Source organism: Lactococcus sp. S64, from assembly GCF_016516525.1.
GTDB classification, from domain to species: Bacteria; Bacillota; Bacilli; order Lactobacillales; family Streptococcaceae; genus Lactococcus; species Lactococcus lactis.
In genome coordinates, this window is the sequence record NZ_JACVUQ010000006.1 from 60,963 (window position 1) to 82,843 (window position 21,881).

Sequence of the window (21,881 nt, forward strand, 5' to 3'; positions counted from 1 at the left end):
GAGTGAAAATGACAGAAAAAAAACACAAAAATTCTTTATCATTAGTTCACTCAATCAAAGAAGAACTAAAGAATGATAAATTAGCAATGATTTCAACATTTTTCCTAGTTGCTGTCTTTCTAATCGTTTATATTTACTCGATGTTTTTAAAACAATCAACTTATGTTGATGTGAATATCATGGACCAATATCTGGCACCACTGACAAATGGACATTTACTGGGAACTGATAATGGTGGTCGAGATATCATCATGATGCTGATGATTTCTGCACGAAACTCTTTCAATATCGCTTTTGCAGTTACACTTATTACTTTAGTTGTAGGAAATATCTTAGGGGTAATTACGGGCTACTTTGGCGGAAGGTTTGATTTAATCTTCATGCGTTTCACTGATTTTGTCATGATTTTACCATCATTGATGATCATTATTGTTTTTGTAACTATCATCCCACGGTTTAATTCTTGGTCTTTGATTGGGATTATCAGTATCTTTAGTTGGATAGGGACAACGCGTCTGATTCGGGCAAGAACAATGACAGAAGTCAATCGAGATTATGTTCGAGCATCAAAAACTTCGGGAACCTCTGATTTTAAAATTATGTTTCGGGAAATATGGCCCAACTTGTCCACCTTAGTCATTGCTGAAGCAACGCTTGTTTTTGCTGGAAATATTGGTTTAGAAACAGGACTTTCTTTCTTAGGTTTTGGACTTCCAGCGGGAACACCATCTTTGGGGACAATGATAAATGAAGCGACTAATCCAGAAACAATGACTGATAAGCCTTGGACTTGGGTTCCGGCAACAGTGGTTATTTTAACTGTGGTGCTTGCTATTATCTTTATCGGAAATGCGCTAAGACGAGTGGCTGACCAAAGACAAGCTACAAGATAAACAACATTCAAGAGTGATAAAAATGTTTATTTATTAAAAATGGATATGATAAATTAAATATTATATTGAAGTAAGAACTAAAAAGAAATTATTGGAGAAACTAAGATGAAAAAATTAAAAGTAACTTTATTGGCAAGTAGTGTAGTTTTAGCAGCTACACTCCTAAGTGCTTGTGGCTCTAACCAAAGCTCAAGTACAAGTACCAAAAAATTAAAAGCGGGTAATTTTGATGTTGCTTATCAAAATCCAGACAAGGCAATCAAAGGTGGGGATTTAAAGATTGCTTATCAAAGCGATTCTCCGATGAAAGCTGAATGGTTGGCAGGACTTTCTGATGATGCCACTTTTAATGCGATGTCGAGTCCTGGAGGAGGTCAAGATGCTCTCTTCTTTACTAACAGTTCCTTTAAATTTATCAATGGGGGACCTGCAAATGTCAGTCTTGACCCAAAAGCTAAAACGGCAACGATTACCCTTCGTAAAGATTTGAAATGGTCTGATGGTTCAGAAGTAACGGCTAAAGATTATGAATTTACCTATGAAACAATTGCTAATCCTGCTTATGGTTCCGACCGTTGGACTGATTCTCTGGCAAATATTGTTGGCTTGAGTGATTATCATGCGGGTAAAGCTAAAACAATCTCAGGGATCACTTTCCCTGATGGTGAAAATGGGAAAGTCATCAAGGTTCAATTTAAAGAAATGAAACCGGGGATGACTCAATCAGGAAATGGTTACTTCCTTGAAACGGTAGCTCCTTATCAATATTTGAAAGATGTCGCTCCTAAAGATTTGGCTTCTAGTCCAAAAACAACAACGAAACCATTGGTTACAGGCCCTTTTAAACCGGAAAATGTAGTTGCTGGTGAATCTATTAAGTATGTCCCAAATCCTTACTATTGGGGTGAAAAACCAAAACTAAATTCAATTACTTATGAAATTGTATCAACCGCAAAATCAGTCGCAGCCCTTTCTGCGCATAAATACGACTTTATCAATTCGATGGCTAATAGTCAGTATAAACAAGTAAAAAACTTAAAGGGATACAAGGTTTTAGGACAACAAGCACTATATATTTCCTTGATGTACTATAATCTTGGACATTATGATACTAAAAATTCAATTAGTGTCCAAGACCGTAAAACGCCATTGCAAGATCAAAATGTTCGTCAAGCCATTGGTTATGCTCGAAATGTCGCAGAAGTGGATAATAAGTTCTCAAACGGGCTTTCAACTCCCGCAAATGGTTTAATTCCACCTATCTTTAAACAATTTACGAGTCCATCAGTCAAAGGATATGAAAAACAAGACCTTGATAAAGCGAATAAACTTTTGGATGAAGACGGATGGAAATTGAATAAATCTACAGGCTACCGTGAAAAAGATGGAAAAGAATTATCGCTTGTTTATGCAGCTCGTGTAGGTGATGCAAACTCCGAAACCATTGCTCAAAACTACATCCAACAATGGAAGAAAATTGGGGTAAAAGTGAGTCTTTACAATGGTAAATTGATGGAATTTAATTCTTGGGTTTCTAAGATGACAACTCCTCCAGGTTCAGATGACTGGGATATCACTGACGGTGCTTGGTCATTGTCATCAGAACCTTCGCAACAAGATTTGTTCTCAGCAGCAGCACCTTATAACTTTGGTCACTTTAATGATTCAGAAATCACTAAGGATTTAAATGATATTGATTCTGCCAAGTCTGAAAATCCAACTTATCGTAAAGCAGCCTTCGTTAAATATCAAGAAGATATGAATAAAAAAGCTTATGTTGTTCCAACAAACTATACTTTGAACTATACACCAGTAAACAAACGTGTAGTTGGGATGACGCTTGACTATGGTGCAATGAATACTTGGTCAGAAATTGGTGTTTCTTCTGATAAGTTAGCCACCAAATAGTTTTATTTAACTTTTGTTTACAAGTTTTTTTGTAAAAATACCCTTACTTTAGTTTTCGCAATTCTAAAGTCAAAGAAGCTCAAATTTATGATTTGAGCTTCTTTTGTTTGATGATTTTTAAGATTTGAACTTACGAATTTAAAAATTAATTAATTTAAAAATGCTATAATAAGCCTAACTAATAATTAATCGAGGGGGCAATATGCTAGTAAATTTTAGAGATATTCAGGCACAAAACTCAAAAGAATCCGGACTAAAAAAGAATATATTTTTTAGAGGAGGTCAGTTGACCGATTTAACAGCTGAGGATAAAAAAATTCTTACGAATAAATTCCAAATTGGGAAAATTTATGATTTTAGAGGGCAAGAAGAGGTCACTACTCAACCAGATGTTGAACTCAAAGGAATTAAATATGAAAATATAGATATTTTAGCTTCTGAAACTTCAGGAAATAATGGCTCTTTACAGGATATGATTATTAATGCCACAGATATTAGTGAGGCGATGATGAAAACTTATGAAAGTATCGTCATCAGTAAGTCTGCTTTAGAAGGATATCGAGCTTTTTTACTGGATCTTTTAGAGCAAAAACAAGCTGTTTATTTTCATTGTTTTGCTGGAAAAGATAGAACTGGATTTGCTGCTGCCTTGCTTTTAAGACTGGCAGGAGCTTCTGATGAGGAGATTATGAAGGATTATCTCAAAACGAATATTGCTCGCAAAGAGGTGAATCAAGAAATTATCAATTCATTGAAAGAAAAACTCACTGAAGACCAAATCGAGGGATTACAGATTGCTCTTACTGTGGATAAGAACTATTTATTTCATGCCAGAGAAATAATGAATGAAAATTTTGGTTCTTTTGAGGGCTACTTAAGTGAAGGACTCTCGCTTGAGAAGGATTATATCGAGCATTTCCAAAGTATTTATTTAAATTATAAATTATAAAAAAGTGATTTTGAACTCTTTTGCTAATTGATGTATAATTAAATTAATAGAATACATTGGAGGTACAAAAGATGATTGGATGTAGTAGTTTTACACTAGAGAGTCAAGATAATAAACATTTTCTTTCTCGTACAATGGATTTTCAAATAGAAATGGCGGAACAAATTCTTTTTATTCCAAGAAACAAGGAGATAGGAATTGCCCACTCTAATGAAGAGACAATTGAAACATCCTATGCTTGTTTAGGGATGGGTGCGATGGAAAAGGGTCATCCAGTACTCTTTGATGGAATCAATGAAAAAGGGTTAATGGGTGCGACTTTATATTTCCCAGGCTATGCTGACTATAGTGAGAATATCAAAAAAAATCAAAAGGGAATTTCACCTGATATGGTTATTCCAACGGTCCTCACTCAAGCGAGTAATTTAGAAGAAATCATTGATTTATTTGATAAGAAATTTGTTATTATTAATGATACTAATCCAACCTTAGGTCTTACGCCTCCTTTACATTTTATTTTTTCTGATTCTAGTGGTCAAAGTTTGATTATTGAACCAAGGCAAGGTGGACTTTCAATTATAAAAGATTCAATTGGAGTGATGACAAATAGTCCAGATTACCAATGGCATGAAACTAATTTAAGAAATTATCTTTCTTTTACACCTAATCAAAAAGAAAGTATCGAACTATTAGGAAAGACATTAAAACCATTTAGTCAAGGTTCAGGTACTTTTGGATTTCCAGGAGATTTTACGCCTCCTTCAAGATTTGTTAGAACGGCTTATTTAAAAAACTACGCTGAGAAACCAAGTAATGAATTAGCCGCTATTACGCTTTGTCATCATATATTAGAATCTGTAAGTATTCCAAAAGGAATTGTTATAACTGAGCATGGAGCAAGTGATTTCACTTGTTATTCGGCATATATGTGCTCAGAAACTCTAAGTTATTATTTTTCAACTTATGGTAATCAAAGAATCAGGAAAATAAGTTTGTCAGAATCCTTGAAAAATGAGAAGGAATTTAAAAACTTTCCTATTGTCAATGAGGAAGATATTTTAGAGTTAAATTGATAAATATTTAATCGAGTAAATAGGAGGGATATTCATTCAGTTCTTTGAATTCAAGAAGTATTTTTTAAATATTAGTTTTAAGTATAGCAATCCTAAAAAGAAATTCGAGAAATAATAGAGAGAAATTAAGGAAAAAATAGTGATTTTAAATTTATTTATAATAGTTTTAATGATTTTTCTTACGGCATTTTTTGTTGCGGCTGAATTTTCGCTGGTAAAAATACGTAAAAGTCGTTTAGAAACATTAGAAAAAGAAAATAATAAAAGGGCAAAATTAGCACTTAATATCGTCAATCACCTTGATTCTTATTTAAGTGCCTGTCAACTTGGAATCACTTTGACTTCGTTAGCAATTGGGTGGGTAGGTGAAAGTACAATGCATAGTATTTTAGCTCCCCTCTTGTCTTATGTTCCTCTACCTTCTGCGTTATTAGACAGCTTGTCTATTATTTTAGCCTTTTTATTAATTACTTTTGTTCATGTGGTAATCGGAGAACTTATTCCAAAATCTTTAAGTATTACAAAAACTGAAGGAGTTGTCTTAACGGTTGCTGCTCCGCTCCATTATTTTTATAAACTTACCTATCCTTTTGTGTGGTTATTAAATGCTTCAGCAAGTTCAATTGGTAAATTGTTTAATTTAAGTTTGGCTACTGAAGGTGATGAAATCCATTCGGAAGAAGAGTTAATTTTAATTGCTAATCAAAGTTTTATTAAAGGGGAAATCAACGAAAAAGAGTACGAATATCTCAACAATGTCTTTGAATTTGATGATTTGATAGCTAAGGATATCATGGTGTCGAGATTAGATATGGAGACGATTCCCGTTGATGTTTCGATTGAAGAAGCGTTAAAATTTGCGATTAAAAAAGGGCACACTCGTTTCCCTATTATTGCTAAAACTAAAGATGATATTCTAGGCTATGTTACGCTTCAAAATTTGATTAAAGAGTATTTAACTGCTCCTGGTCAAGAAATAAAGAAAATCATGCAAGAACCTATTATATTTATTGATACTATTCCCGTAAAGTTATTACTCTCAGAGATGCAAAAAGAGCATAAACATTTTGCTATTCTATTGGACGAGTATGGTGGGACAAGTGGACTTGTGACAATTGAGGATATTCTTGAAGAGTTAGTTGGTGATATTCAGGATGAAGAAGATCATGAGAAAGAATTGGTAGTAAAGCTTTCTCCAACTACTTATCAGGTAGATGGTAAATTGCTTTTGTCTGAATTTGAAGAACTGTTTAATATTGATTTGGCTCAAAATAATTTAAGTAAAACGATTAGTGGGTTTATTACAAATTATTCACTAGAGCAAAATGAGCCACTTGAGGTGGGACAGACTTTCGAATTTGATAATTTGAAAATTACTATTATTGAAATGGATAAAATTACTCCTCATATTTTAGAAGTTAAACGAGTGTAGATTGTATTTGAGGTATAAAAAAACGGAGCTTTAAGAGGCTCCGCTTTTTTATTTTATTGACGAACGACGAGGACATCGCATGGTGCATTTTTGATAATGTAATCCGCCACTGAACCGATAAAGATACGTTCAATGTAAGAAAGACCAGTAGCTCCAAGAACAATGAGGCTAATTTCTTCTTCTTTTGGAAGAGTTTGGCCAAGCATGACTTTTGGAGAACCAAATTCAACACGAGTTTTGACTTTTTTAACGCCAGCTTTTTTTGCTTCGTCAGCAAAGTCATTAATGAGGTTTTCAGCACCTTTGTGTGTATCATCAGCAACAACTGAATCATAGGCTGAGATAGATTGGAAGGCACGAAGGTCAATGACGTTAGCGATAACGAGTTCAGCATCGTTACGAAGTGCTGTTGCAACTGCTTTGTCAAAAGCTTTAGTAGCTTCTACCGAACCATCAATACCAACAAGGATTTTCTTATAGTTATCTAACATAGGCGACTCCTTCATAAGTTTTTATCTATATTTTAATTTTACTCTTATTTTGTCAATTTGTAAAAAGAAAACTGTTAAAAAATGGTTTATGGTATAATTGATGAAGTGAATTTCTTTAAAATAGTGGAAAAAATTACTGACAGAAATAGAAGTTCTCTATTGAAAGTCTGTCAGCAAATTTTGATGACTTATGAACTTAAAGAAAACTGTAAGAAATAGGTGAAAAATATGACTCGATATGCTGTGGTGGATCTGGAAGCGACCGATGCTCATAGTAGTGAAAATAAAATTATACAGATTGGGATTGTTCTTGTTGAAGATGGAGAAATTGTTGAAACTTTTTCCACTGAAGTCAATCCACATGAACCTTTGCTTCCAAGGATTAGTGAACTGACAGGTTTGTCAGATAAACAGTTAAAGACGGCTCCTGAGTTTTCAGAAGTTGCTGCAAAAGTACGAGAATTACTGACAGACAGTGTTTTTGTTGCTCATAATGCTAGGTTTGATTATGGACTTTTAGAAAAAAGTTTTCTTAATGCTGGCTTGGAATTTAATGAAATGCTGCGTGTCGATACAGTCGATTTGGCGCGTGTTTTTTATCCAACTTTTGAAAAATATGGTTTAGAATCATTGAGCGAAAAGTTAGATTTGGCACATGACCATCCGCATGCCGCAGTTTCGGATGCGTATGCTACAGCTGAATTATTGCTGAAAATAGAAGCAAAAATCCAAAAGTTACCAAGAAGCGTTTTGGAAGAGTTGCTTAGACATTCGGACAATTTACTTTTTGAAAGTAAAACTTTTTTACAAGAGCAGTTGGATAAAACAAAAATTCGACCAGCTGGCTTTAAAGTGGTTCATAATATTGCGACGCGTAAGTTTAGGGCTTCTGTCAGTAAAAAAAGTCCACTGACAGACTTGTCAGCAAATTTTTCAGAAAATATCAGTAGATTGGGCTTGTCTTCTCGCTCAAAACAAGAAAAATTAGCTCATTTAATGGAAACAGAGCTTACACATTTACAAGCAAGTTTTATTGAGGCACCGACAGGACTTGGAAAAACTTATGGTTATTTACTGCCAATTTTGGCCTCAGGAAAAGGTTTGGTCGTTTCAACAGCAACCAAAGTTCTCCAAAAGCAATTAGTAAATGATGTGGCACCAAAACTTGGGAAAACATTTGGTTTAAAAATGGCCAAGATTGTTGGGACTAAAAATTATATTTCTCTGAGAAAATTTTCTGAGCTTTTATTAAATAATACTGACGGCAAAAATTTTGAAATTTTTAAAATGAAAATTTTAATTTGGCTGACAGAAACAAGGACAGGCGAATTGGATGAAGTTTCAAAAGTCATGACTAATGATGACTATTTTGAAGTCATTCGCCATGATGGCTATGTCAATACAAAACAGCTTCATTATGAACAAGATTTTTGGTTGAAAGCCCAAAAAGAAGCTGAACAGGCTGAAATTAAAGTGGTGAATCATGCCTATTTGATTGAACGTTTAGCTGACTATCCTGAAACTTTTTTGGAAAATCGTGTTCTTGTTGTTGATGAGGCTCAACAATTATTTCCTATCATGGAAAATGCGGGTCAAAAATCTTTAAAAATTACTGACGAACTGATAAAAATTGATGCTGAAACAAGTGAAAATCCCCAGCTGACCAAAAGGCTTCAAGAAAGTCTTGTTTTTCAGCTTAATAAAAAAGAGCTTGATTTAAATAAAATAAAGATAGATGCTGATGAACTTGGCTTGAGAAATCTGTCAGCACTTTTAGAAGCTGATAATCAAATTGTCTGGCGTGAAAATGGGATGCTTTATGCGAGTGACCAAGATTTTTATAATTTTGAACGATTGATTCCTAAAAATACCAAACTTTTTATGTTGGGAGCGACATTGTCATTATCTAAAGACAAACCGTCATTTCCTGACTTGCTTGGTTTTACAGACTATCGCTTTTTCAAAATTGAAGGAAATCAAGCCACTAATCAGCAATTGCTGACGGTGACAGATGCGCCTAATATCAAAAATCTAAGTTTAATTGATTATGCAGATTACACAGCAAATTCAATTGGAGAACTTTCAAAATTGAATTTGCCAATGGTGGTCTTATTTACTTCAAAAATGGCTTTGACTTTTGTTGCTGAGAAATTATCGGCTGAAGGGTTTGAGATTTTAGCACAAGATATTAATGGGAGTCCAGCCCAAATCAAGAAAAAATTTGATAAAGGTGAAGGAAAAATTTTATTAGGTTTGGGTTCTTTTTGGGAGGGAGTCGATTTTGATAAGCAAAATCAAGTGATTCTTGTTATTCCAAGACTTCCTTTTGCAACGCCTGATGATATTTTAACTAAAAAATATGCGCAAAAGTTTGAAAATCCTTTCTATGATTTTAATGTTCCAATGGCAACTTTAAAATTACGTCAGGCCATTGGTCGGGTAAACCGTCGTAAAAATCAGTACTCAAGTATTGTCGTATTAGATAAAAGACTTGCAGGAAAATCTTACGCCAAAAGAATGCGAAAAAATCTTTCAGAAACTTTACCTGTAAAAATGCTGAATTTACTAGACACAATCAGCGAAATCAAGAATTTTTTGATATAATAAAACATGTTTAAGCAAAAACTTAAAATGGGAAATTGGACAAATTATTTTTTCCTAATCATGAGAAATTTTACTAATAAGCCTTCAAATAATCTTTGAAAAAAGATTTTCTCAAATTTTGAAAGAAGAAAAATATGAAAAAGCGAAAAATGACTCGACATTCGCAAATTATAATTGGAATTTTAGTGATAATTTTAGCCATTTATTTGTCTATCAGTCTTTTCTTTTGGAAGAGTCTAAATCCTTATCATTCCGTTCGAGCGCAAGCGATTGACATTGCCACAGAAAAAACAGATTTAGTTAAAGCGACAGGATTTGATATTGCTGCAACTGACACCGTGACTTATTCAATTGTTGGCCTTAATAAAGCGAATCAAGAAATTGGAATTCTAATTCCAAAAAAATCTGGTAAAATTAAAGAAGTTAAATTATCGCAAGGGGTTTCACCAGCAAGCTTAACGACAAAAGATACGAAATCAGTTGTCTTAGCGCTTTACAAAGGGAAACCGGCTTGGGAAGTAAATAATAGCAATGGTTTTAAAGTTTATGACTTTGAGTCAGGGAAAGAGTTGATATGAAAAAAAATTCTGATTTTGTATTAAAAATGGATGAGTCCGTCACTCTTGCTGCGGCAAATCGCGCAAAAGCATTAAAAGCACAAGGGCGAGATATTATTGACCTGACACTTGGTCAGCCAGACTTTCCAACACCAAAAATAATTGGTCAAGCAGCTATTGAAGCAATCGATAATGGCAAGGCGAGCTTTTATACACAAGCTGGTGGACTTCCAGAATTAAAAAATACAGTTCAACATTATTGGACGCGTTTTTATAATTATGAAATTCAACCAAATGAAATATTGATTACAGCTGGAGCAAAGTTTGCCCTTTATGCTTACTTTATGGCAACTGTTGACCCTGACGATGAGGTAATCATTCCTGCTCCTTACTGGGTTTCTTATGTTGACCAAGTGAAAATGGCTGGGGGAAATCCGGTAATTGTAGAAGCCAAGCAAGAGAATAATTTTAAAGTTACGGTTGAGCAATTAGAAGAAGCAAGAACAAGTAAAAGTAAAATTTTATTACTCAATTCACCTTCTAATCCAACAGGGATGATTTATTCTAAAGAAGAATTAACAGCCATTGGAGAGTGGGCTCTTGCTCATGATTTATTAATTTTGGCAGATGATATTTATCATCGTTTAGTTTATAATGGAGCGGAATTTACAGCAATTTCAAGTCTATCTGATGAAATTCGGAAAAGAACGACAGTGATTAATGGTGTTTCTAAAACATTTGCAATGACTGGTTGGCGGATTGGACTAGCTGTAGGTGATCCAGAAATTATTTCTGCGATGACTAAGATTGCGAGTCAAACGACTTCTAATCCAACTGCTGTCGCTCAATACGCAGCAATAGAAGCTCTTGAAGAAAGAGATAATAGTTTTGAGATAATGCATGCAGCATTTGAAGAACGTTTAAATATCATTTATGGTCAACTTTCTGAGGTTCCAGGATTTGAACTTGTAAAACCAAATGGTGCTTTCTATTTATTCCCGAAAGTGACTAAGGCAATGGCGATGAAAGGCTATAGTGATGTGACTGATTTTACAACTGCTATTCTTGAAGAAGCAGGTGTAGCCTTGGTTACAGGAGCAGGTTTTGGTTCTCCAGAAAATGTGCGCTTGAGCTATGCAACAAGTCTTGAAAATTTAGAAGTTGCAGTGGCACGTTTAAAAGATTGGATGAATGAATGATCGATAAGAAAGAAGCAAAATCGGCCTATAAACTTTCAAAAAAAGTTGGAGCAGTTGTTGCTTATAAGAATCTCGAAACGAATGAACGCTATATTGATATAGCACCAGATTTAGCAGGTGTAAAAAATCGTTTTGAATTTGCCAAAAAAACGGGAATTGGCTTACCTTATGCCATTGAAAAAGCAGCGAAAACAGCTGATTTTGAATTGGAAGTTCTTGAAGAATTAGAAAAAGATGAGCTCCAAACCACTAAAGAATTCAAAGAAGATTTAAAAACTTTAAAAGAAATCTGGCTTGAAAAGTTATAAAAGTATTATTTAAAAATTATAAAATTAAAATATAGAAGGACTTATTTATGAAAGACTTAATTTCAATCATCGACGTCAAAGACCACGTTGGTGAAACAGTAAAAATCGGCGCTTGGGTTGCTGACAAATCAGGTAAAGGAAAACTTCAATTTCTTCAACTTCGCGATGGAACAGCATTTTTCCAAGCTGTTGTTTTCAAACCAAATATGATTGAAAACTTTGGTGAAGAAGAAGGAACAGCTAAATTTGATGAAATTAAACATCTCTCACAAGAAACTTCAGTTTATGTGACAGGTGTCGTTAAAGAAGATTCACGTTCAAAATTTGGTTATGAACTTGATGTGACTGATTTGGAAGTGATTGGTCAATCACATGATTATCCAATTACACCAAAAGAACACGGCGTTGAATTCCTCCTTGATAACCGCCATTTATGGTTGCGTTCAAAACGTCAAATGGCAATGATGCAAGTGCGTAATGCAATCATCTATGCAAGTTATGATTTCTTTGCGAAAAATGGCTTCATTAAGTTTGATAGTCCAATTCTTTCAGGAAATGCTGCTGAAAACACAACAGAACTCTTTGAAACAGATTATTTTGGTAATTCTGCTTTCTTGTCACAATCAGGACAACTTTATCTTGAAGCTGGAGCAATGGCTCTTGGACGTGTTTTCGACTTTGGACCAGTATTCCGTGCTGAAAAATCAAAAACTCGTCGTCATTTGACAGAATTTTGGATGATGGATGCAGAATATCCATTTGTTACTCATGATGAATCATTGGATATTCAAGAAGCGTATGTGAAAGCTTTGATTCAAGGTGTTTTGGATAATGCTGCTTATGCTCTTGAAACACTTGAACGTGATACAAGCATGTTGCAAAAGTATATTGATACACCTTTCAAACGTGTTTCCTATGATGATGCTATTGATTTGTTGCAAGCACACGAAAATGATGAAGATACAGATTATGAGCATGTAGAACATGGGGATGACTTCGGTTCGCCTCATGAAACATGGATTTCAAATTACTATGGTGTTCCAACATTTATCGTCAACTATCCTGCAAGTTTTAAAGCTTTCTACATGAAACCAGTCCCTGGTAACCCAGAACGCGTTTTGTGTGCTGACCTTTTGGCTCCAGAAGGCTATGGCGAAATCATTGGTGGTTCAGAACGTGAAACTGATTATGATTTGTTACTTAAGAAAATTGCTGATTTCGGTTTAGATCCTAAAGATTATGATTGGTATTTAGAACTTCGTAAATTTGGTTCAGTTCCTCATGCTGGTTTCGGACTTGGTCTTGAACGTATGGTTACTTTTGTCGCTGGGACAGAACACATTCGTGAAGCCATTCCATTCCCACGTATGATTAACCGTATCCAACCTTAATAAAAATAAAAAACCTCTACTTTAAGAGGTTTTTTATTTTTACTATTAAGAGGTTTAATGCTAGTTTTAAAAGAATATTGTATGAAATGATTAATAAATTTGGAGAATGATAGCCTTTGCAAGACTGTGATATAATTAACTTATGAAAAATAAAGAAGAACCTCGGATGAAGTGGTCGGATGATGAATATGAAGCAATGATAGATTTGGCAACAAGGCAGTTAGCTGAGCGAATGGCTGAAAGAGCTTTGATGACTTATGAGATTTATAAATATGATTATCTTGGTTCGCAGTTTGTGGCCGATTTTATTGCAGAGTTTGTCATTAGTGCTTATCGTTCATATTTAATCAAACCAGAAAATCTTGATGAAGAGGTGATGCTTTTATTATTTGTCAACATGGCTTATGAAAATATGCGAGGATTGCCAGATGAAGTGGCACAATACCACAGACTTTTTAGACAACTTTGTGACCTTTATTATGAACAAGGTTGTTTACGTCATGCTCTGATTGACGAAGCAGACTATCAGGAAATGGTTTTGGCAATTTTAGCTGATATTTTTATGGAAGTGAAAATGAGAAAAAAATTTAAAAAGTAATTTTGTAATCTTAAAGGGGAGAAAATGGATTTAGATGCTTACCAAAAAGCAATTATCAAATTTGATTTGAATGAAAAAATAGAGAGTCAAAATGAAGTAGATTTTGCATTTGTGGATAAAGTTTTGGGATTATCTGGTGAAGCAGGTGAAGTGGCTGACAAGGTAAAAAAAGTTATCCGCGATCAAGAGGGAAAGCTGTCAGTCAATGATAAAAAGGCCATCGGTCAGGAGCTTGGTGATATTCTTTGGTATGTAGCAACGAGTGCACGTTATCTAGGAATTTCTCTTGAACAAATTGCGAGTGAAAATATTGAGAAATTAGAGAGTCGATTGAGCCGTGGCAAGATTTCAGGCTCAGGGGATGAGAGATGAAAATATTGATTGTGGCTGGTTTGCCAGATTTTATACCTAATGAAAGTTTTGATAAATATATTGGTGTGGATAGAGGGTCACTATTTTTAGTGGAAAAAGGTTATCAATTGGCTCTAGCAATTGGTGATTTTGATTCTGTCAGTAAAATTGAACTTGAAAAAATTTCTGTCAGTACTGACAGATTGATTAAATTGCCTGCTGAAAAAGATTTGACAGATTTAGAAGCGGCTTTAGATTTTGTTTTAGAGTATTTTGCTGATGCGGAAATTGTAATTGCTGGTGCTTTAGGTGGACGTTTGGACCATTTACTGACCAATGTTTATTTAGCAACACGACCAAAATATCAAGCCCTCGCTCCAAAAATGACTTTAGTTGACCGACAAAATTTGATGACCTATTTGTTGCCTGGTCAGCATTTACTAAAGAGAAAGCCAACTTACCAATATGTTGGATTTGTTCAAGTAGAAACAAAGGATAGTTTAGCCATTGAAGAAGCAAAATATCCTTTGAAAGCAGAGGATAATTTTAGTCAAATCTATGCTAGTAATGAATTTATCAGTGACCAAATGAAAGTTTCATTCAATCAGGGAATGGTCATTGTAATTTATTCAGGCGATTCGCATAAAAAATAAATAATAAGAGGTTAAGGAGAACGGAAAAAGTATGATTATTGGAGTCATTGGGGCAACATCAAATATTGCAAGTAAGGCTTATTTACCAGTTTATGCGAAAATGCAGGCGGACCATCGTTTTATTTTGTATTCTCGTCAGTGGGAAAAAGCTGAAGAAGTTCGCAAACATTATAAATTTGAATATGCGACAGAGGACTTGTCAGCACTAGAAACTGTGGATTTGGTTATTATTCATGCGGCAACTTCCCAACATTTTGAGTTAGCTAAAAGATATTTGTCAGCGGGAGTTCCTGTTTTAATGGATAAACCTGTTTCAGAAAAATTAGCCGAAGTAAAAGAATTGCAAAAAATTGCTGACCAAAATAATACTTTATTTGTCGTCGCTTTTAATCGCAGATTTGCACCACAAACAGCTAAATTAAAAGCTCTCCCAGATAAAAATATGGTGAAAGTAAGTAAAAATTTAGCAAATTCTGCCAGTGAAAAAATTACATTTTCAATGTACGATATTTTTATTCACCCTCTGGACACCTTGATTTATTTGCTAGATGATGAGATTTTAGAAGTCAATTATTCATTAAAGAAGAATCAAGACGGGCAATTAACAAGAGCAATTGTTATGCTAGAAACAGCGACAACGAGTGGAATTGCCACAATGAACTTAGAAGCTGGTGCCTTTACTGAAGAATTTACAGTAGAAAGTTCTAGAGAAAGCCTTCGCTTGTCAGAACTGTGCGAACTTGAAAAATTTACAGGAATTGACCGTCAAAAATTTGGAATAAGTGGTTGGCAAAGTGCGACATACAATCGTGGTTTTGATGAAATCATTTCTGCCATGGTTCTAGCGGTTGAAAAATTTGATGGTCAAAATCGTCAAGAATTACTGACAGAACTTAGACAAGAAAATATTCTAAAATCCCACGAAATCATTGACCAAATGTTAAAATGAAAAGTTACTGACAGAAATATTAGCATATCTGTAAACTGCTAAAGCAGTCACAGCTATCCTATGACAGAAACATTAGACTATCTTAAAATGACTGACAGAGTTAAAAAATTTCTGTCAGTATTTTTTTAGGCTGAGCCTTGCATTATTGTCAATAAAAAAGTATAATTATAAAAAAATTAAGAAAAGGAGTCCGCATGACAACACAACAATCTAAAGTCTTTTATTTTTGGTGCAGATAGTTTGTGTTTATGCAATTGGCGTAGATACAACTTTTGAGTATACTCAAGTTTCTGCGCCGGGATTCAAAGAAGACCGGATAGTAAAAACTATCTGGTCTTTCTTTTTTAATTTTTTTACCCTTTCTTTCGACTCTAAAGTAAAATTAATCGTAAAGACCGACTCCAAGCAGGGTTTTGCTAGATGAATGGAAGGGAACTTATAAAAGAAAGCTTTGCTTTCACACATTAGAAAAGAGGAATTTTATGGAAAATTCTACAGGCTTGAAGTCTTCTTTAAAGACTCGCCACATTGTTATGCTCTCACTTGGGGGAGCGATTGGTTCAGGACTATTTTTAGGTTCTGGAAAAGTCATTGCACAGGCTGGGCCAAGTGTATTACTCTCATACATCTTAGCTGGACTGACACTTTATGTTGTCATGTATGGTGTTGGGAAAATGGTCATCCATCAAGATGAACATAAGGCTGGAATGGCCGGAGTTGTTGCTCCTTTTATTGGGGACCACTGGGCGCATTTTGCGGACTGGGTTTACTGGGCAACTTGGATGGCCGTCCTAATTGCAGAAGAAGCAGGGGTATCAACTTTCCTTGCCATGCTAATTCCTGGAGTGCCATTATGGGTTTTCGCCCTGATTGTAGCAGTTCTTGGAACAGCAATTAATCTCTGGTCAGTTAGAGCTTTTGCCGAAACGGAATATTGGCTTGCCTTTATTAAAGTCGCTGTTATTTTAATTTTAATTGCACTCGGAATTTATTTATTAGTTATTAATGATGCTCATCTTGGTTTTGTTGCTGATACCGCTCAAAAAGTATCGACTAAAAGTACAGCACCAAGCTTTGCTCCTAATGGCTTTTCAGGATTTTTAACTTCATTATTGGTTGTTATTTTCTCATTTGGTGGTTCTGAATTGGCAGCAATTACAGTTGCTGAAACGGAAAATCCAAAAGTAGCGATTCCGAGAGCTATTCGAGGTGTTTTAATTCGGATTATTAGTTTTTATGTTATTCCAATCTTTTTATTCTTGCATTTATTACCATGGAGCGAAGTTTCAAATCCAGATGCAGCAAGTCCATTTGCTACAATTTTTGCTCGAGTAGGAATTCCACACGCTGATAAAATCGTTCTCGTAATCATTGTTATTGCAATTTTCTCAGCGGTTAACTCAGCAATTTATGCCACTTCACGCTCACTCTATTCACGCATTCAAGGTTCAAATTCTTATGTGGGTCAAAGATTGGGCAAATTATCTAAAAATCAAGTCCCAACGAATGCGATTTTAGTTTCATCATTTGTTTTGTTTATTGGTGTACTTTTGTCAGCAATTTTGGGTGATGGATTCTGGCAATTTGTGGCTGGTTCGATTTCATTTACGATTTCAATTGTTTGGATTCTCCTTTTAGTCGCTGCTCTTGTTTTATATTTTAAACATAAAGAAGTAACGAATTGGTTTGTTAAGTTGGCAACACTTGTTGTGCTTATTGCTTTAACGATTATCTTTATCATGCAAATTGTCACTAATCCATGGACTTTGTCAGTCTTTGCTCTAGTGATTTGCCTCCTTTCTTACTTTACTTACCGAAAGAAAAAAGCATAATAATAAAAAACATTCATTTTAAATGAATGTTTTTCTTTTGTTTGAGCTCTAGGTATTCAATAAACTTTTCTTTGATTAAATCATTTTTGATAAGTGACAATTTTTGCTTGCGAACAAGTTTATGTTTAAACCACCATTCACAAGACATGGCATCATTTTTATTATCAAAATCAACAGAGGCAAGCAGCTTCACTGGCAATCTTGTTTTTGTATATTTCGCCCCTTTACCAGAGTTATGAGTGGCAAGTCTTTTTTCTAAATCAGTGGTATAGCCACAGTAGAGAGTCTTATCTGAGCATTGTAAAATGTAAGTAAAATATTGGTTCATAAGTTTTTTTCTAAAATAGTGAGAAATTCAAAAGGAGTAAATTCATGAGTAGGCTCCCAAATCTTTTGAAATTGATTAATCATTCCATTGTGAGAAACAATGAGAATATTTTGAGCAGAAGGAAAAAGTTGAGGAAGTTTTTCTAAAAATATTTTAGCACGTTCATGAATTGAAGCAAGAGATTCAATACCTAAAGTAAGATTTTCTTCATTTTCTATATTAAGTTGTGCCCAATCTCGATTTTCTTTTGTTTGATTTTCCAATTTTCCAAGGCCTCGTTCACGTAATAAAGGTTCAAAGAGTAGTAAGGCTCCTATTTTATTAGAAATTATCATTGCAGTTTCCTTAGCACCTTGTAAATCTGATGATAAAATCAAGTCAAATTTTACTGACGAAAGTTTGTCAGCTAAAATTTCGGACTGTTGAATTCCTGTGCCAGTGAGAGGACTGTTCAACCAACCCGTCAGCAAATTTTGCTGAATACTTCGCGTTTCACCATGTCTGACTAAATATAATTTCATAGTCAGATTATACCATTTAACGTAGCCAAAGTTAAGAGCTAGCTTGCCATTCGTGGTATAATAAGAGTATGATTACTTCACTTACGATTCTTTCAAGTCTTGCAATAATTGTAACCGCAGTTATTGCTTTTGCGGAATATCAAGCTGGAAAAAGACGTCATTCAACCACTCTATCTATCGAAATGCTTCATAAGCAAAAAGACGATTTTATTAAATGGTTTTATGATTATCTTCATATCTCACAAGTGTTGATGCGAGTAACAATTCAACTTAACATGGACCGCTTAGAACAACGTCATTTTGAAAGTACAAATGACTCTAGTAATCAGCGACGCATTATTCGTATTAATGAGAATACGATGTCAAGAGATCGTAATGCAGCAGATTTAAATTATCAAATGATGCTTTTAAATCTGGTGATTGATGACCGTAAGCCTTATTTTGAAAATACTCAGATCAAGGTCCGCTCAAATTTTGAGACATTGATGCATGACATCAATGAATTTACAAGAAAAATTCATATAGAATATGATGAAAAAATGAAAGAAACGGATGATGCAGGTTGCCGTTCCATTATGAATGAAGCTCGAAAGATGGCTAGAAATACGATGGAAACTATCGAAAAATCTAACCATGAAATGGGTGAGCAAGTCAAACATGATATTCAAGCACTCGAAGATGAAGTAGAACATTATTTTAAAAAATAAAAAAACATGAATATACACCTTCACTATGGAGAAGACACCAATATCTGCAATCAAAACAAAATAATAAAAGGAAAATAAATGCCACAAGATAAAATAGTAATACATGGTGCACGTGAGCACAATTTAAAAAATATAGATGTTGAAATTCCAAGAGATAAATTAGTTGTTGTTACTGGGGTTTCAGGGTCTGGGAAATCATCTCTGGCCTTTGAAACTTTATATGCAGAAGGTCAACGTCGATATGTTGAATCTTTGTCAGCTTATGCCAGACAGTTTTTAGGAAATATGGATAAACCAGATGTTGATTCAATTGATGGTTTGTCGCCAGCAATCTCTATTGACCAAAAAACAACTTCTAAAAATCCTCGCTCAACAGTCGGGACGGTTACGGAAATTAATGACTATTTGCGTCTATTATACGCCCGTGTTGGGACGCCATATTGTGTGAATGGTCATGGAAAAATTTCGGCACAGTCAGTTGAAGAAATTGTTGAACAAATTCTTGAACTCCCTGAAAAAACACGTTTACAAATTCTCGCTCCTGTCGTACGTACCAAAAAAGGGACTCATGTTAAAATGTTTGAGCGTATCCAAAAAGATGGTTATGTTCGTGTTCGTGTTGATGGCGAAGTTTATGATATTTCAGAAGTTCCAGAACTTGATAAAAATAAAAAGCACAACATTGAAATTGTTATTGACCGGATTGTTGTAAAAGAAGGAATTCGTTCGCGTCTTTTTGACTCTGTAGAGGCTGCGCTTCATCAGGCTGAGGGTTATGTTATTGTTGATAAAATGGATGGTTCAGAGCTTTTATTTAGTGAATTTTACGCCTGTCCAGTTTGTGGATTTACCGTTCCAGAACTTGAACCACGTCTTTTCTCATTCAATGCTCCTTTTGGCTCATGCCCAGATTGTGATGGTTTAGGAGTTAAATTGGAACCCGATGTCGATTTATTGATTCCTGATACAAGCAAAACACTGCGTGAGGGAGCAATTATCTATTGGTATGGGAAAGCCTCAACTTATTACCCTGCTCTTTTAGAGCAAGCAATGGAGCAATTCGGCATTGATTTAGATAGGCCTTGGGAAAAACTTTCAGAAAAAGAACAACAAATTGTTTTATATGGAAATGGAGATAAACTTTTCCATTTTCTGCACGAAGGAGATTTTGGATTACGTGACCAAGATATGACCTTTGTTGGGGTCATTCCTAATCTTTGGCGTCGTTATCGTTCAGGAATGAGCGAGTCAGCTAGAGAAATGGCGCGTTCTTACATGACTGAATTGACTTGTACGACTTGTCATGGTTATCGTTTAAATGATCAAGCACTTTCTGTTAAAGTGGGAGAGAAAAATATTGCTGAATTTTCAATTCTGTCAATTGGTGATACACTTGATTATGTGAAAAGTTTAGTTCTTTCTGCAAATAATGAAATTATCGCAAAACCTATTTTGAAAGAAATTAAAGACCGTTTGACTTTCTTGAAAAATGTTGGTTTGGATTATCTTACGCTATCTCGTTCAAGCGGAACACTTTCTGGTGGAGAGTCACAACGCATTCGTTTAGCGACACAAATTGGTTCAAATTTATCAGGCGTTTTGTATATTCTGGATGAACCTTCCATTGGTTTACATCAAAGAGATAATGACAGATTGATTGAGTCTTTACAAAAGATGCGTGATTTGGGGAATACCTTAATTGTCGTTGAACATGATGAGGACACGATGATGGCAGCCGATTGGCTCATTGATGTTGGCCCTGGGGCAGGTGATTTAGGAGGTGAAATTATTGCCTCTGGAACACCAAAACAAGTCATGAAAAATAAAAAATCACTGACAGGGCAATATTTGTCAGGAAAAAGAGCCATTCCAGTTCCCGAAAAACGTCGAGCCATTGATAAGAAAAAAATGGTCAAGATTACAGGTGCAAGTGAGAACAACTTGCAAAACCTTGACGTTGAGTTTCCAATGGGAGTTATGACGGCTGTAACTGGGGTTTCTGGTTCTGGTAAATCAACTTTAGTTAACAGTATTTTAAAGAAATCATTAGCTCAAAAATTGAATCACAACTCAGAGAAACCTGGTAAGCATAAAAAAATTACTGGTTATGAAGGAATTGAGCGTTTGATTGATATTGACCAAAGTCCAATTGGTCGAACTCCACGTTCAAATCCGGCTACTTATACCAGCGTCTTTGATGACATTCGTGATTTATTTGCCAATACAAATGAAGCAAAAATTCGTGGTTATAAAAAAGGACGTTTCTCATTTAATGTTAAAGGTGGACGTTGTGAAGCCTGTTCTGGTGATGGAATCATCAAAATTGAAATGCATTTCTTGCCGGATGTTTATGTTCCATGTGAAGTTTGCCATGGCAGACGTTACAATTCAGAAACTTTAGAAGTTCATTATAAAGGGAAGAATATTTCGGAAATACTCGATATGCGCGTGTCTGATGGCTTGGAATTCTTCCGTCATATTCCAAAAATTGAACGTAAACTCCAAACGATTGTTGATGTAGGTTTGGGATATGTGACGCTTGGACAACCGGCAACTACTTTATCAGGTGGGGAAGCTCAACGGATGAAATTAGCTTCTGAATTACAAAAACGTTCAAATGGTAAAGCTTTTTATATCTTGGATGAACCAACAACTGGTTTGCACAGTGAAGATATTGCGACCCTGATTCAAGTATTAGACCGTTTGGTTGAACAAGGAAATACGATTGTTGTCATTGAACATAATTTGGATGTCATTAAAACAGCAGATTACATCATCGACTTAGGTCCAGAAGGTGGTGCTGGTGGTGGAACAATTCTTGCTAAAGGAAGACCAGAAGAAGTTGCAAAAGTTGCTGACAGTTATACTGGTCAGTATTTGAAAGCAAAATTGGAAAAATAAGACTGATGGAAATTTAGACTTGTAATTAAAAGACTTGTCATTAAGTGTAGAGGGTTGATAAAACTGTCAGCTTGTTCATCTGTAATTAAAATACTTAGTTCAATAATCGAATTGACAGAACTGCCTAAAAAATGTTCACCTTTGGTCGCATTATTAGTGATAGAACTGTCAGCTTCACTGCCAGTTCCTTTGTTCACCGATAAAATGCTTCCTCTGGTCGCATTTTACTGACAGGA

21 protein-coding genes are annotated in these 21,881 nt (G+C 34.9%); 17 read left to right on the top strand and 4 right to left on the bottom strand.

What is annotated here, in order from left to right; all coding sequences use genetic code 11:
* Positions 1 to 8: 8 nt before the first annotated feature.
* The 5 genes from oppC to IAE51_RS08070 all read left to right on the top strand — a co-directional run bounded on the left by oppC (position 9) and on the right by IAE51_RS08070 (position 6,255).
* Positions 9 to 893, top strand: a complete 885-nt coding sequence (oppC, locus tag IAE51_RS08050) for a murein tripeptide/oligopeptide ABC transporter permease OppC (RefSeq protein WP_098394155.1) — start codon at positions 9 to 11, stop codon at positions 891 to 893.
* A gap of 105 nt (positions 894 to 998) precedes the next feature.
* A complete protein-coding gene (locus IAE51_RS08055) occupies positions 999 to 2,801 on the top strand; it encodes an oligopeptide ABC transporter substrate-binding protein (RefSeq protein ID WP_200095140.1) in 1,803 nt (600 codons plus the stop codon).
* 202 nt (positions 2,802 to 3,003) lie between these two features.
* Complete coding sequence (locus tag IAE51_RS08060) at positions 3,004 to 3,750, top strand: tyrosine-protein phosphatase (protein WP_017864945.1); 747 nt, start codon at positions 3,004 to 3,006, stop codon at positions 3,748 to 3,750.
* Between the two features lie 71 nt (positions 3,751 to 3,821).
* On the top strand, positions 3,822 to 4,823 hold the full coding sequence (locus tag IAE51_RS08065) for a choloylglycine hydrolase family protein (protein WP_200095141.1): 1,002 nt from the start codon (positions 3,822 to 3,824) through the stop codon (positions 4,821 to 4,823).
* A gap of 139 nt (positions 4,824 to 4,962) precedes the next feature.
* Positions 4,963 to 6,255, top strand: a complete 1,293-nt coding sequence (locus IAE51_RS08070; RefSeq protein WP_033899871.1) for a hemolysin family protein — start codon at positions 4,963 to 4,965, stop codon at positions 6,253 to 6,255.
* A gap of 53 nt (positions 6,256 to 6,308) precedes the next feature.
* Here the strand turns inward: IAE51_RS08070 and IAE51_RS08075 are convergent, their stop codons facing one another.
* Positions 6,309 to 6,746 (bottom strand): universal stress protein, encoded by a 438-nt coding sequence (locus IAE51_RS08075; protein ID WP_010906159.1) that lies wholly within the window; start codon positions 6,744 to 6,746, stop codon positions 6,309 to 6,311.
* A gap of 228 nt (positions 6,747 to 6,974) precedes the next feature.
* On the opposite strand from IAE51_RS08075, the gene IAE51_RS08080 reads away from it, so the two are divergent.
* From IAE51_RS08080 to IAE51_RS08125, 10 genes are all read left to right on the top strand, one after another.
* Complete coding sequence (locus tag IAE51_RS08080; RefSeq protein ID WP_162551467.1) at positions 6,975 to 9,350, top strand: ATP-dependent DNA helicase DinG; 2,376 nt, start codon at positions 6,975 to 6,977, stop codon at positions 9,348 to 9,350.
* 134 nt (positions 9,351 to 9,484) lie between these two features.
* Positions 9,485 to 9,928: a DUF5590 domain-containing protein gene (locus tag IAE51_RS08085; RefSeq protein WP_003130291.1), complete on the top strand. Its 444-nt coding sequence runs from the start codon at positions 9,485 to 9,487 to the stop codon at positions 9,926 to 9,928.
* A complete protein-coding gene (locus IAE51_RS08090; protein ID WP_200095142.1) occupies positions 9,925 to 11,106 on the top strand; it encodes a pyridoxal phosphate-dependent aminotransferase in 1,182 nt (393 codons plus the stop codon). Before IAE51_RS08085 ends, IAE51_RS08090 begins: the two co-directional genes overlap by 4 nt.
* Positions 11,103 to 11,414: a hypothetical protein gene (locus tag IAE51_RS08095; protein WP_003130296.1), complete on the top strand. Its 312-nt coding sequence runs from the start codon at positions 11,103 to 11,105 to the stop codon at positions 11,412 to 11,414. The genes IAE51_RS08090 and IAE51_RS08095 overlap by 4 nt, the downstream gene beginning before the upstream one ends.
* Positions 11,415 to 11,461: 47 nt before the next feature.
* Positions 11,462 to 12,805 carry an asparagine--tRNA ligase gene (gene asnS, locus IAE51_RS08100; RefSeq protein WP_012898402.1) on the top strand — a complete coding sequence of 448 codons (1,344 nt, stop codon included), beginning with the start codon at positions 11,462 to 11,464 and terminating at the stop codon, positions 12,803 to 12,805.
* 142 nt (positions 12,806 to 12,947) lie between these two features.
* The gene (locus tag IAE51_RS08105; protein WP_023189074.1) at positions 12,948 to 13,403 is read left to right on the top strand and encodes a hypothetical protein; all 456 of its coding nucleotides are present in this window, start codon (positions 12,948 to 12,950) and stop codon (positions 13,401 to 13,403) included.
* Between the two features lie 24 nt (positions 13,404 to 13,427).
* A complete protein-coding gene (locus tag IAE51_RS08110) occupies positions 13,428 to 13,775 on the top strand; it encodes a nucleoside triphosphate pyrophosphohydrolase family protein (RefSeq protein WP_012898400.1) in 348 nt (115 codons plus the stop codon).
* Positions 13,772 to 14,407, top strand: a complete 636-nt coding sequence (locus IAE51_RS08115; protein ID WP_033899876.1) for a thiamine diphosphokinase — start codon at positions 13,772 to 13,774, stop codon at positions 14,405 to 14,407. Before IAE51_RS08110 ends, IAE51_RS08115 begins: the two co-directional genes overlap by 4 nt.
* A gap of 31 nt (positions 14,408 to 14,438) precedes the next feature.
* Positions 14,439 to 15,356: a Gfo/Idh/MocA family protein gene (locus IAE51_RS08120; protein ID WP_021722658.1), complete on the top strand. Its 918-nt coding sequence runs from the start codon at positions 14,439 to 14,441 to the stop codon at positions 15,354 to 15,356.
* Between the two features lie 482 nt (positions 15,357 to 15,838).
* Positions 15,839 to 17,188, top strand: a complete 1,350-nt coding sequence (locus IAE51_RS08125; protein ID WP_017864937.1) for an amino acid permease — start codon at positions 15,839 to 15,841, stop codon at positions 17,186 to 17,188.
* A 13-nt stretch (positions 17,189 to 17,201) separates the two neighbouring features.
* Here IAE51_RS08125 and IAE51_RS08130 read toward each other — a convergent pair whose 3' ends face one another.
* Entirely contained in the window at positions 17,202 to 17,516 is a 315-nt protein-coding gene (locus tag IAE51_RS08130; protein ID WP_010906152.1) for a GIY-YIG nuclease family protein, read from the bottom strand.
* Positions 17,513 to 18,037: a histidine phosphatase family protein gene (locus tag IAE51_RS08135; RefSeq protein WP_015426995.1), complete on the bottom strand. Its 525-nt coding sequence runs from the start codon at positions 18,035 to 18,037 to the stop codon at positions 17,513 to 17,515. The genes IAE51_RS08130 and IAE51_RS08135 overlap by 4 nt, the downstream gene beginning before the upstream one ends.
* 68 nt (positions 18,038 to 18,105) lie before the next feature.
* Between IAE51_RS08135 and IAE51_RS08140 the strand changes: the two genes are divergently transcribed.
* Together IAE51_RS08140 and uvrA are read left to right on the top strand one after the other, a co-directional pair.
* Positions 18,106 to 18,744 (top strand): hypothetical protein, encoded by a 639-nt coding sequence (locus tag IAE51_RS08140; RefSeq protein ID WP_003130310.1) that lies wholly within the window; start codon positions 18,106 to 18,108, stop codon positions 18,742 to 18,744.
* 78 nt (positions 18,745 to 18,822) lie between these two features.
* A complete protein-coding gene (gene uvrA, locus IAE51_RS08145; protein ID WP_200095143.1) occupies positions 18,823 to 21,645 on the top strand; it encodes an excinuclease ABC subunit UvrA in 2,823 nt (940 codons plus the stop codon).
* On the opposite strand, the gene IAE51_RS08150 is transcribed toward uvrA, so the two are convergent.
* Positions 21,615 to 21,842: a hypothetical protein gene (locus IAE51_RS08150; protein ID WP_200095145.1), complete on the bottom strand. Its 228-nt coding sequence runs from the start codon at positions 21,840 to 21,842 to the stop codon at positions 21,615 to 21,617. The two genes, uvrA and IAE51_RS08150, sit on opposite strands and share 31 nt — an antisense overlap.
* Between the last annotated feature and the right edge of the window lie 39 nt (positions 21,843 to 21,881).

Coding starts and splice junctions, on each gene's coding strand:
- IAE51_RS08120 (WP_021722658.1), top strand. CDS start 14,439: ATGATTATTGGAGTCATTGGGGCAACATCAAATATTGCAAGTAAGGCT.
- IAE51_RS08135 (WP_015426995.1), bottom strand. CDS start 18,037: ATGAAATTATATTTAGTCAGACATGGTGAAACGCGAAGTATTCAGCAA.
- IAE51_RS08140 (WP_003130310.1), top strand. CDS start 18,106: ATGATTACTTCACTTACGATTCTTTCAAGTCTTGCAATAATTGTAACC.
- IAE51_RS08115 (WP_033899876.1), top strand. CDS start 13,772: ATGAAAATATTGATTGTGGCTGGTTTGCCAGATTTTATACCTAATGAA.
- asnS (WP_012898402.1), top strand. CDS start 11,462: ATGAAAGACTTAATTTCAATCATCGACGTCAAAGACCACGTTGGTGAA.
- IAE51_RS08080 (WP_162551467.1), top strand. CDS start 6,975: ATGACTCGATATGCTGTGGTGGATCTGGAAGCGACCGATGCTCATAGT.
- IAE51_RS08130 (WP_010906152.1), bottom strand. CDS start 17,516: ATGAACCAATATTTTACTTACATTTTACAATGCTCAGATAAGACTCTC.
- IAE51_RS08095 (WP_003130296.1), top strand. CDS start 11,103: ATGATCGATAAGAAAGAAGCAAAATCGGCCTATAAACTTTCAAAAAAA.
- IAE51_RS08125 (WP_017864937.1), top strand. CDS start 15,839: ATGGAAAATTCTACAGGCTTGAAGTCTTCTTTAAAGACTCGCCACATT.
- IAE51_RS08075 (WP_010906159.1), bottom strand. CDS start 6,746: ATGTTAGATAACTATAAGAAAATCCTTGTTGGTATTGATGGTTCGGTA.
- IAE51_RS08110 (WP_012898400.1), top strand. CDS start 13,428: ATGGATTTAGATGCTTACCAAAAAGCAATTATCAAATTTGATTTGAAT.
- IAE51_RS08085 (WP_003130291.1), top strand. CDS start 9,485: ATGAAAAAGCGAAAAATGACTCGACATTCGCAAATTATAATTGGAATT.
- IAE51_RS08105 (WP_023189074.1), top strand. CDS start 12,948: ATGAAAAATAAAGAAGAACCTCGGATGAAGTGGTCGGATGATGAATAT.
- IAE51_RS08065 (WP_200095141.1), top strand. CDS start 3,822: ATGATTGGATGTAGTAGTTTTACACTAGAGAGTCAAGATAATAAACAT.
- oppC (WP_098394155.1), top strand. CDS start 9: ATGACAGAAAAAAAACACAAAAATTCTTTATCATTAGTTCACTCAATC.
- IAE51_RS08090 (WP_200095142.1), top strand. CDS start 9,925: ATGAAAAAAAATTCTGATTTTGTATTAAAAATGGATGAGTCCGTCACT.
- IAE51_RS08060 (WP_017864945.1), top strand. CDS start 3,004: ATGCTAGTAAATTTTAGAGATATTCAGGCACAAAACTCAAAAGAATCC.
- IAE51_RS08055 (WP_200095140.1), top strand. CDS start 999: ATGAAAAAATTAAAAGTAACTTTATTGGCAAGTAGTGTAGTTTTAGCA.
- uvrA (WP_200095143.1), top strand. CDS start 18,823: ATGCCACAAGATAAAATAGTAATACATGGTGCACGTGAGCACAATTTA.